Here is a 12240-nt window from a genome sequence, read left to right on the forward strand (position 1 = left end):
ATCGCTTTGATAGTCACTGATAGCAATTGATAGTCATTGATAGCTACTAACTAATAGTCATTAAAGCTAACAACTGAGATCAATATCATTATCACTAAAAAAGCTAAGGCTGATGATACTGTTGCAAAATCTGCGCGGTGATAGACACAGCGACTGCCATTGGCTCTTTACCCCCAAGCGGCAAACCGATAGGCATAGTAATCTGATCAACCAGCTGCTCATCATAACCGCGCTGTAATAGGCGATCTTGAAAACGCTTAGCTTTAGTTGCTGAGCTAATACAACCGATATACGGCATTGCAATATGCTGTTGCTTGGTATTATCAGCATTAAGCGCTATATAACTATCTAGCACTGCTCGTACCAAATCAAAATCAAGACTATGATCATGAGTCATTACTAAAATAAAGCGCTTGCCTTGCTTTTTGACAAACGGTTTAACAAAGTCAGTAGGATCGTCATTAATATGTGGTCGAATATGCGCAGGCAAATGATAAGACGGTGGCTGATTTTCAGTTGTAGACTCATCGATCAGATAACGCTCAAACCTCTCAGCACGACTGTCCACCCAATCCACTTGACAAGGTAGCTCCGCCAAAATAGTCATCAATGCAGCTGCTACATGCCCCGCACCGAACACCAATATCGATAAGGGTGGCTTGACATTGAAGCACTCAAACATTACCGTGACGCTACCACCGCAGCACTGTGCTAGCTTTGCTCCTAGTGGATAATGCTTAGTATAAACAGACTCTCGGCGTACAGCTTCAGCCTTCTCAGACTTGCCTTGTTTTGCTTGCTTAGAGTTTGCTGCTATTGGCGTATCTAGTTCAGCATTGAGTAGCGCTCTTGCAGTTGTAGTAACGTCATGCTCAAGACCGCCGCCGCCCAACGTGTCACAGATACCTTCAAGAGTCACAATCATCTTGGCTTGCAGCGCACGTGGTGCTGAGCCATTGACGGCAACAACAGTGGCCAAGACGTGAGCGATTCCTTGCTGCTGGTACTGAGCCAATCCGTCGTACCAGCGTGTCGGCGCTATCGATGCAGTAGACAGATCATTCACTGTGCGCCGGTCCTCTACTTACTGAAACATTAGGATTTTTTATAGCCTCAGGCTGATCATCTACTAGCTGACCGGCAACCTCTGGCGGCTTGACGTCTTTACCGTGCGACACTTGCTGCGGCTTGACTTTATCGTCGTTGATACCGTCATCACCGTCTTGATTAACATGGTTATAGTCAACATTATTAGTCAAGCTATCAATGGCAGCAGCATTAACATCAGTATCGATTTCCCAAGGCTCGCCTTGCATGCGCATCACTGCTTTTAACACTGCTTCTGGCGTTGCCGGCATAGTCAGCTCTGGGTTTTTATGGTAATCCGCTAAGCTGGCTACCGCATTATTGATAGCACACCAAACGCTAGCCGCTAGCATAAACGGTGGCTCACCGACGGCTTTAGAATTATAAATAGTCTGTTCTTCATTTTTGCGATCGAATAGGTTGACAGTCCACTGCTTCGGCAAGTCGTGGGCAGTTGGGATCTTGTAATTGGCGGCACTGTTAGAAGCCAGATTACCTTTGTTGTCCCACACCAGCTCTTCTGCGGTGAGCCAACCCATACCTTGGACAAAAGCGCCTTCGATCTGACCGATATCGATAGCCGGATTAATAGACTGCCCGACGTCATGCAAGATATCACAGCGTAGTACGGTATATTCCCCCGTTAAAGTATCGATTTCCACTTCAGAACACGAGGCTCCTAAAGCAAAATAAAAGAACGGTCGACCCCAAGCTTTCGAGCGATCATAAAATATCTTTGGGGTTTTATAGTAGCCAGTAGCAGACAAGCTAATGCGGTGCTGATAGGCCAATAGCACCATTTCAGCAAAAGTTAATTCTTCCTTATCTTCAATGTAGACATGATTGTTTTCAAAACGAATCGCTTCTGGGGCCACTGCGAAATGCTCAGCTGCAAACTCGACAATGCGCTGTCGAATAGTAATACAAGCGTTTTGTGCCGCTTTGCCGTTGATATCGGTACCTGATGAAGCTGCTGTGGGTGAAGTATTAGGTACTTTGTCAGTACGAGTGGCCGTGGCTTTGACGGTATCTAAATCGACATCAAATTCATTAGCGACAATTTGGGCAATTTTGATATATAGCCCTTGTCCCATCTCAGTACCACCATGATTAATTTGAATAGTACCGTCAGTATAGATGTGCACTAAGGCGCCGGCTTGATTCAAATGCTGCACGGTGAATGAGATGCCGAACTTCACTGGGGTTAGTGCTAGACCTAAGCGCTTATCACTGCCCTCAGCTTCAGCTTTTTTGTTAGCTACCATGATCTGTTGACGACGCTGTTCATAATCGCAGTCTGTGGCTAAAGTATTCATGATAGTGGCTAAATCAAAATGCTCAATCGGCTGCCCATAATGGGTACTTTGACCGTTTTGATATAAGTTAGCTAAGCGCACTTGTAACGGATCTTTGCCTAAAGTATAAGCTATATGATCCATCATATACTCAGCCGTTAATAGACCTTGTGGCCCACCAAAGCCTCGATAGGCAGTGTTAGATACCGTATGAGTCTTACAGCGATGCCCCGCTATTTGTGCCGCTGGATAGTAATAGGCATTGTCACAGTGGAACATAGCACGATCGACAATAGCATCCGACAGATCTGGTGAATAACCACATAGGGCCGACAGCTGCATATCAACAGCCAATATTTGACCAGCGTCATTGATACCAACATCATAGCGGTTAGCAAACTCGTGACGCTTGCCCGTCGCTACCATGTCATCTTGACGATCTAAGCGCATGCTAACTGGCACGTTGTGACGTTTAGCAACCACACCGCATAGACAAGCCCAAGCTGCCGCTTGCGTCTCCTTACCACCGAAGCCGCCACCCATTCTACGTACTATAGTAGTAACCGCATGAAAAGGTAGATCGACTACTTCAGCAACCAATTGCTGCACTTCGCTCGGATGCTGCGATGAGGTATAGACTTCTAGTCCACCATCATCACAAGGCACTACATAAGACACTTGACCTTCAAGGTAAAAGTGCTCTTGGCCCAGTATATGAATATGGCCTGCAATGCGCGTGGTTGCCTTATCAAGCTCAGCCTCAGTATCACCGCGCTGCATAAAATGGCTAGGACGGACAAATTGCTCTTGCTCAAGCGCTTGTTCAATAGTCAGTATCGCTGGTAGAGGCTCATAATTTACTAGCGCTTTTAGACTGGCCTTTTTTGCAGCGCGATGGCTGACAGCGACTACTGCAAAGAGGGTCTGCCCCACATACTCAGTGATCTGATCGACCATTAATGGATCGCCGTCAAATACGGGACCAATATCCGTTTTAGCTGGTAAATCAGCAAAGGTAATAACATCCACTACCCCAGCGGCGGCTTTTACCTCACTCAAATCCATGCTTAATATGCGGGCATGAGCCTGAGTACTTTTGCCGATCGCTACATGCAAAGTATCTTGCGGCTTTAGGATATCATCCACATAAGTGGCGCTCCCCATAACATGGCTTATGGCGCTATCGTGCTTAGCGCTAGTGCCGATTTTATTTTTGGGTGGACGCACACGGCGAATATTGTAGCTGTCAAATAATGAAGAATGATGGCTCATAATAGTTCTCTTATTCTTAGGACTCTAATGGGTTAGACAAAATGTGGAAACCGCTAAGCTGTGTGAGCTTAAAACTCTAGTTGAAATAGCGCTATTAAACACTTTGCGCTTGACTACTATTTAGCAATTGCTTACCACATTTGATTAATAAACGCTGTACCACATGTAAGCGATATTCGCGGCTGGCTCGAACATCAGTCAACGGTGATACATCCATAGGTAGAGCCTTTGCCGCACGCTCAAAGCTTGCGACTGTAAAAGGCTGGCCCCTGAGGGCTTGCTGAGAGTTTTTAACTAGCAAAGGTATAGCTGCCATGCCGCCTAAACCAATTTTTGCCTCATCAATAGTCATGCCATCGCTAGATAAAGCTATTTTGACAGCGACTAAACAGGCTGAGATATCATCTTCATAACGCTTGCTGATTTTATGAATAAATAAATGCTCATAATCTTGCATTAGTGGAATATGAATAGCGACCACATAACTGCCGGCACGTAGCTTAGTCTTTTTATAATCTAAAAAGAACGCTGACAATGGCATCCACTCATCACTATAAGTTTTTTCAGCAGCTTGACTGTTTTGACTATCATCAGCAGGAGCACAATGACGTAAATGAATACGTGATTCTAAAGCTAATAGAATCGGTGGCAAATCGCCAATAGGCGATGCATTAGCTACATTCCCACCGATAGTACCCATGTTGCGGATTTGCGGTGAAGCAATACGCTCAAATAATTGAGCGAATTCAGGGAAGAACTGTTCAAGTGCTGGCAACATCTTCTTATAGCTCATGCCAGCGCCAAATATCAGCTCTGGTACTGCTGCAGTCGCTGAATAGTTATCACCTGCTGCATTAGCATCAGCGACTGACCAAGATTTTAGTGACTCGATAGCAGACAATTGAATAATGACTTCATGATCAATCAATTGCTGAGTGACCGTTAAACCTAAGTCAGTGCCTCCGGCCCAAATAGTGGCTTTTGGATGGACTGCCAATAGCTGATCAAGCTCAGCGGTAGATTGTGGAATGAATAGCTGACGTGAGCCTTCGATAAGGGCTGGCGCTATAGTGCTACTAGCACTATTAGTATTATCCATGCTGGTAGCTGATTCGCTAGCAGTTGTCTTAGATTGCGTGTTGGCCATCGCATCGGTAGCTAGAGTCAAGGTCAAGTCTTTTGCCGCTAGCTGCTCAGCCTCTCGCTGCTGACCAATCTTTTGCATACTAAGACCGGCTTCAATGATAGGACGATAGCCAGTACAACGACATAAATTACCTGATATCGAGGCGACAATGTCTGCATAGCTTAAGTCTTTATCGCTAAGGCCATTATTGTGTTGATGTTTTTGCAGACGATGGTTCTCATAAGTACTTGCCAGCGACATCACAAACCCGGGGGTACAAAAGCCGCACTGAGAGCCATGACAGTCCACCATTGCTTGCTGAGCAGGATGCAGCTGTGCACGCTCAGGATGGTGTTCGGGGTTATCTGCCAAATAAGCTGCCGTCATCAGATGATGATTGTCCATCAGCGATAATAGCGTTATACAAGCATTGAGGGTATAAAAAGGCTGGCTACTGCTAGCATCAGTACTATTGTTCATAGGTAAACGCTGAGCCATAACCGTACAAGCCCCGCAGTCACCACTGCCACAGCCCTCTTTGGTATCCATCTGACGGGCGTTTAGACGTAAGTACTCAAGTACTGTGGTATTAGGGTTGAGCTCAGTTATCTGCTGCTGTTTTCCGTTCAAATAAAAACTAATCATGGCAATACTCGGCTGTCTGGATTAATGAGGTATCATTAAATTCAGCAAATGCGGGTACTTATTGACGGCTTAGTACTAAAAAATACTAGTAACTAACTTGCAGGGTAGCTTGACTGTATATAGTGCGCCTTGATATGGCCTGTAGCTATCCGTTCAATAAATCCCATACATTACTAATAATATCTAAATAGGTAGATAAGTATAATGATGTGTAATTGGGTTACTTTACTGTTTTAAAGCCTTCAATTTGATGGCAGTAGAACTTTGATAGCTAAAGGCGGAGGTCATCCACTATATAGTATGCATGAGATTTTAGATAAGATAGTAGATACCTTAAAGATATCTATATCAGTAGCGATAGCTAATATTTATAGCACTTCATTTTCAGCTAGTCAATTATTTTTGCATAACTGACTACCCAATTGTTATAAATTAAGGCAATTGTTATGCCTTAACTCTTTAGGCTTATATTGTTTAAGTAACGGCTACTTTTTCTACAAGCACCCATATATCACCTTATTGTCTAATTATCCTGTGATAATGTTTTTAATACTGTCATGCTGACTAATGAATAGCACTAGCATTTTTAACTATAAAGTTATCAAGGTGGCTAAAAATATTCTGATAATTGTTAAGGATAGCATGCACAAGTTTGACAACACCGTATGCTAGTCTATGGACCTGTTTTATAGCTGCTGTCATTCGGCTAACTTTAGTCGTTGGGCGCATCTGCTGACACGCCTTAGGACGACGACTATTTACTCATGAATCCTGAGCATTTTGCCCTTCTTCGGGTAAGAATAAACTTAAGATAATTGCTGTTATAGCCCCTATTGCCACAGGTGATATAAGTACATTACGCACAGCTTCAGGCAACTGAGACAATACTTCAGGCACCATAGATACCCCAATCCCTATACCTACAGAAGTGGCGATAATCAACATATCGCGACGGTCAAGCTTAGCGCTTGCCAACACTTTAATGCCTGCAACTGCCACAGTACCAAACATAACTAAAGTTGCCCCACCAAGCACAGGTTGAGGCATAGTCTGTAATATAGCGCCAAAGATTGGGAACAGTCCAATGACAATCATAAAAGTTGCAATGTAGATACCAACATGGCGACTAGCTACTCCAGTTAAGGCAATAACTCCATTATTTTGACTAAAAGTAGTGGATGGCATACTATTTAGAGCTGCAGCAATCATAGAGTTGACCCCATCTGCTAATACGCCTCCTTGAATACGATTAAGATAAATAGGACCATTGACTGGCTGTTTAGAAATAACAGAGTTAGCCGTTAGATCCCCTGTGGTTTCTAGGGCACTAACACAATAAAGAATCACTAGGGGAATAAATGCTGCAAAATCGAATTGAAAACCAAATTTAAATGGAATTGGGATAGTAATAAATCCAACATTATTTAATGCAGAAAAATCTAGTCGACCCATAAAGAAAGCTGCAATCATGCCAAAAATTAATGCGATGACAATTGAAGATAGCCTGAGTAGAGGATTTTTTGAGCGGTTGAATACAATCACTGAGACTAGTACTATCATACCCAAAAGTAGGTTTTGCAGACTGCCGAAGTCCGATGCACCATAACCGCCAGCAATATCGGTCATTGCAACCTCAATCAGAGGAATACCAATTAAAATAATAATAGTACCAGTGACGACCGGAGTGAATATTCTTTTTAATTTATGAATGAAACGGCTCAGAATAACTTCGATAAAAGCGGCGCAAAAACTAACGCCAAAAATGGTTGCCAAAATATCTTCTGACGAACCGCCCCTACCTTTAACAATCAGACCTGCTGCAATAATAGCGGTTAGAAAAGCAAAACTGGTACCTTGTAAAGACAACATCCCAGCGCCTATCGGTCCTATTTTTTTACATTGAATATAAGTACCAATACCAGAGGATATTAAAGCACAGCTGATGAGATAAGGTACATACTCCCCTAGATCTAGAGTTCCAGCAACGATTAAGGTGGGTGTGACAATGGCAACAATGCTGGCTAGCAAATGTTGTAGAGCGGCAAAGCTGGCAGGCCAAAAGCTAGGCTTATCGTCAAGTTGATACATCAACTCGCTATTATGTTCTGACTCTAAATATTCAGACATGAGTAATCATCCTTGATTAATATAACCGAAAGCTAATTAGTAGCTTGGGTTTATTTTTTATCCATTGTGGGTACTACTTACTACTTACTACTTACTGTATTTTGATTTAAAAAAGCCTTTATATCATCCTGATTCAAGGTATTAATATTAAACAACAGCTGACTATTTAGTCAGTTTTTCATATCCTATCATCGTTATCATTTCCTTTGCAAGCCACAAAAAATCCTTCCTAGCATATAATATAAATATTCAATAAAAACAAAAACTTATATTAAATTAATTGACTATCATTTGACACTACAAATCAGGAATACTGTAGTGCACAAAAAAGGCCAGTAGTTATTTATCATAGATTTTCTCAATCCTGATAAATAACTGCTGACCTTAGTTTTCCAATGCTTATAAGACTGTAAACTGCTAGCCCTAAAATGCTTGCAAAGTTAAAAATTATCTAACTAACGCTAAGCTATTAAGTACCCAGCTCAAGCAAAGTAGCATTACCACCAATAGCGGTAGTGTTAATAGTTCTTACCCGCTCAGTGACAAAACGGTACAGATAATCTGGGGTTAGCATCTCTGCTAAACCGTCCATATCCGTAACGGCAATAACTTGAGTCAAAATACCATCAGTATTGGCTAATTCTTGACTAATGCTTTGTACTTCGCTAGTAATGCCAGCCACTGCTACTTGTGACAGACGATCCATATGCAATAAAGTCACTAGCTGTGAGTCGTTAGCGATACTAATAACATCTTCGCTAATGCCTGCCTCATAGAGCGCTTTTACTGCCTCAAGGCACATCTCTTCTTGGCTTGGGCAATGTAGAATGACTTCATTACCAGTCAATAATGCGGCAACAAGCTGGCCTAGTATCACCAAAGCTTTTGCTGACTCACCGCCGATGACCATAGTCTTGCCACGGGCAGTCACATACAACTCATTAGACTCACCAGTAGCCCCATTCATCTGTTGTACTTCATCAAGCATAGGTGCAAAGCTTAATAAATGATTGAATAGCTTACGAGCTTTTTTGCTATCACCCGTGAGCAGAGCCAGCTTAGCAATAGCGGCTTGAAGATGAGTAGCACGATCAGTTGCCGTTAATAGACGCCAAGCTTCACAAACTTGGCCATGATCTTTTTTGAATTCAGTTGCCATGTTGCTAGTCCCTATGCGAGTTCTGTTTGAGTGCTAGATGAAGTATGGTTTGCAGTCTCAATAGCTGCTTGCGTATTGGCATCAGTATTAGAGTCAGTGATGACTTCAGTGATGAGACGCATCAAGCGAGGTACATAATGAGGACCGCCAGCTTTAGGGCCAGTACCTGATAAGCCGCAACCGCCGAACGGCTGGACATTCACTACTGCACCGATCTGATTACGATTAATGTAAGTATTACCCACATAAGCACGGCGCTCTATGTGTTCAGTGATATTTTCGATGCGGCTATGGATACCTAAGGTCAGACCGAAGCCCGTAGCATTGATCGCATCAATCAACTTATCTAAATCACGAGCTTTATAGCGCAATACATGTAATATTGGCCCAAAATGCTCACCACCAATCACATCAATACTGTTAACTTCAATGGCTGTTGGCAGTACAAAAGTAGCCTGATCTTCGCTAACCATCGAGCTAACACTCATCGGCGTCTGGGCCAAGATACTGGCTGTCGGCTCGTTTGTCATCCGTTCGATATGACGCTCAAGACTCTGCTTGGCATCAGCATCAATTACGGGGCCTACATCAGTAGAAACTTGCGTTGGGTTGCCTACTATTAGCTCTGCCATATGACCTTGCAATAGCTCGATTATGCCATCAGCGACTTCCTCTTGTACGCATAGAATACGACAAGCAGAACAACGCTGACCTGCTGACCCAAAGGCTGACAATACTGCATCCCCAACCACTTGTTCCGGCAATGCTGTTGAATCAGCAATCATAGCGTTTTGACCGCCAGTCTCAGCGATTAAGATTGGCAATTCACCATTAGCTTGCGGATGACTGTTGAGGCTTTGATTGATACGTTGAGCGGTTTGGGTTGAGCCAGTAAAGATAACCCCTGAAAGATTATCCGCCATGGTCAAGGCAGCTCCAACTTCTCCCGCGCCCGTAACCAGTTGTAGCGCAGTAGCAGGAACACCGGCTTGATACATCAATTGTGCACCGAAGTGAGCAATCAGACTGGTTTGTTCTGCAGGCTTAGCAACAACAGTATTACCTGCTGCTAATGCTGCTACTATCTGACCGGTATAAATCGCTAATGGAAAGTTCCAAGGACTAATACAGACAAAAGTACCGCGCGCTTTATAGACTTGACGCGTCAGCTTGCCAGACAAGTCAGTGAATTCATAAGCATGAGCGTCTAGGCGCTCTGCCTCATCGGCATAGAAGCGACAGAAATCAACGGCTTCTTTGATTTCATCAATACTATCTTGAATAGTCTTGCCAGCTTCAACTTGGCATAAAGCCATCAGCTCAGCATAATTCTCTTCAAATAAATCAGCAGTTTTGCGCAGTATATCAGCGCGCTTGCTAGCAGATACCGCTTGCCATGCTTGTTGACCGGCAACTGCAGCATCGATAGCCTGACGAGCGATAGCGGCATTGGCATAGTACACTTCACCGGCCACCACTTCATGATTCCAAGGCGCACGTATGCTGTGCTTATCGAGATTTTCAGACGTGCCATTATTTGAGTAAGTACTAATAGCTTGACCATCAATAATAGGCGTTGCTGACCAAGTTTTTTCTAGCTGTTTATCGATAGCTGCTTTAAACAGCGTCCACTGCGATTCAATAAAGATATTAGGACCAAAACTGGCTCTACGCTCACCATAAACATCGAGTGGTAATGGAATATCTGGATTATGCAAAGTGGCATTGCTCAGTAGCTTGTCATACGGATGCACTACTAGCTTATCAATAGGATAAGACTTGTCTAGCAGCTGATGGACGAATGAGCTATTAGCTCCGTTCTCCAGCAAGCGGCGCACTAAGTAAGGTAGCAAGTCTTTATGCGCACCAACAGGAGCATAGATACGCACAGGTATCTGATAGGTTTGCAAAATATGATCATACAATGCATCACCCATACCATGCAGGCGCTGGAACTCAAAATCTCTGTGCGCGCTCATAGTCATCACAGTCGCTAAAGTATGCGCATTGTGAGTGGCAAACTGTGGCCAAATGAGTCCACGCAGATGATCTGATAATAAGAAGCGAGCACAAGCAAGATAGGCGGTGTCAGTACCTTCTTTACGAGTCCATACTGGATAGCCTGACAAGCCTTTTTGCTGAGCCAGTTTAATCTCAGTATCCCAATAAGCGCCTTTAACTAAACGGATAGGAATACGGTCACCGACTTCAGTAGATAAGCTCGCTAGCCAAGCAAAAATAGCAATAGCACGTTTTGAATAGCCTTGTACTACGATACCCAAACCATCCCAACCAGCGGTTAACGGATCGCGATATAGTGATTCAAATAATTTTAGAGAGATCTCTAGACGATCGGCTTCTTCAGCATCGACACTAAGATCGACATTGACCTCGCGCGCCGCCTCAATAAGCAGCATACAACGCTGGCGTAACAAGCCCATAACTTGTGATTCTTGGGTAGCTTCGTAGCGTGGATGCAAGGCCGACAGCTTGATAGAAACTGAAGGTTTAGGCATACCTTCTTTAACTTTTACATTGGCAGTGGCTTTGATAGCATGCAAATAATCATTAAAATATTTCTCGGCATCATGATGGGTGATAGCCGCTTCGCCAAGCATATCGAACGAATAGGTATAGCCTTTATCACGGTAGACTTTGCTGTTCTTATTAGCGTCTTCAATAGTCTCGCCCAATACAAACTGATGACCCATAATACGCATAGCTTTTTGCATAGCAGCACGAATCATCGGCTCGCCCATCTTTTTGGTCATTCTATCCAAAAATCCAGCAGCCGTAGTGCCATTATCTATGCTTACTACCCGTCCGGTCATCATCAGACCCCAAGTCGAAGCATTGACCATCATACCGTTATCATTTTTAAGATGTTTTTTCCAATCCGCTACACTCATTTTATCGCGAATAAGCGCATCGGCAGTATAATTATCAGGCACCCGAATCAAAGCTTCAGCTAGACTCATCAACAAGATACCTTCTTGGGTATCTAAGCTGTACTCTAGCAACAGTGAATCAACCATTTTGATAGCTTTACCATCGTTACGCACATACTCAACCAGTTTGCGCGTTTGGTCAGCAGAAGCTTGTCGCTCCTCATCACTAGGTTTAGCTAAAGGCAATAACTCTGACAACCAACGCTGCTCATCGACACTATATAAAGGCGATATACGGGCGTAAAGCTCTGCTGTCGACACACTAATATACTCAGGAGCCAACATAGCTGTTGGGCTAAATAAAATAGGTTCTTGCGGGGTAAACTGTTCTACAGGATTCATACCAACTCCATAACTAGCGTTTAAAAAACCATAATAAATGCGACGTCCAAAATAGAAGTCTCATCACAATACCAGCAAATCCAGCATCAGCTAGATAAGGTCAAGTAGGTCGTTTGATGTTAAACGGGCTACGTTAACAATTCAAAGGCAACAACAAACAGTTAAGCAGCATTAATGCCTTCTTCTTGTTAGTAGTGAAAGGAGCATGATAGACAGGTGATGGGAGCACTATCAATAAAG

The 12240-nt window shown here is 43.5% G+C and carries 6 protein-coding genes; all 6 read right to left on the reverse strand.

All coding sequences use genetic code 11. The features are described 5' to 3' along the window. Positions 1-103 precede the first annotated feature (103 nt). Entirely contained in the window at positions 104-1066 is a 963-nt protein-coding gene (gene xdhC, locus JMY09_RS11540) for a xanthine dehydrogenase accessory protein XdhC (RefSeq protein ID WP_227677301.1), read from the reverse strand. Then, positions 1059-3653 carry a xanthine dehydrogenase molybdopterin binding subunit gene (gene xdhB / locus JMY09_RS11545; RefSeq protein WP_201623745.1) on the reverse strand — a complete coding sequence of 865 codons (2595 nt, stop codon included), beginning with the start codon at positions 3651-3653 and terminating at the stop codon, positions 1059-1061. Before xdhB ends, xdhC begins: the two co-directional genes overlap by 8 nt. A 94-nt stretch (positions 3654-3747) precedes the next feature. After that, positions 3748-5424, reverse strand: a complete 1677-nt coding sequence (locus JMY09_RS11550) for a xanthine dehydrogenase small subunit (RefSeq protein WP_201623746.1) — start codon at positions 5422-5424, stop codon at positions 3748-3750. Positions 5425-6186: 762 nt separating this feature from the next. Beyond that, the gene (locus tag JMY09_RS11555; RefSeq protein WP_201623747.1) at positions 6187-7551 is read right to left on the reverse strand and encodes a uracil-xanthine permease family protein; all 1365 of its coding nucleotides are present in this window, start codon (positions 7549-7551) and stop codon (positions 6187-6189) included. A 469-nt stretch (positions 7552-8020) separates the two neighbouring features. Next, the gene (locus tag JMY09_RS11560; protein ID WP_201623748.1) at positions 8021-8710 is read right to left on the reverse strand and encodes a 1-pyrroline-5-carboxylate dehydrogenase; all 690 of its coding nucleotides are present in this window, start codon (positions 8708-8710) and stop codon (positions 8021-8023) included. A gap of 11 nt (positions 8711-8721) precedes the next feature. Further along, positions 8722-12000: a bifunctional proline dehydrogenase/L-glutamate gamma-semialdehyde dehydrogenase PutA gene (gene putA, locus JMY09_RS11565; protein WP_201623749.1), complete on the reverse strand. Its 3279-nt coding sequence runs from the start codon at positions 11998-12000 to the stop codon at positions 8722-8724. Positions 12001-12240: the final 240 nt, after the last annotated feature.

Origin of the sequence: Psychrobacter urativorans, from assembly GCF_904846695.1 — a bacterium.
GTDB lineage: Bacteria > Pseudomonadota > Gammaproteobacteria > Pseudomonadales > Moraxellaceae > Psychrobacter > Psychrobacter urativorans.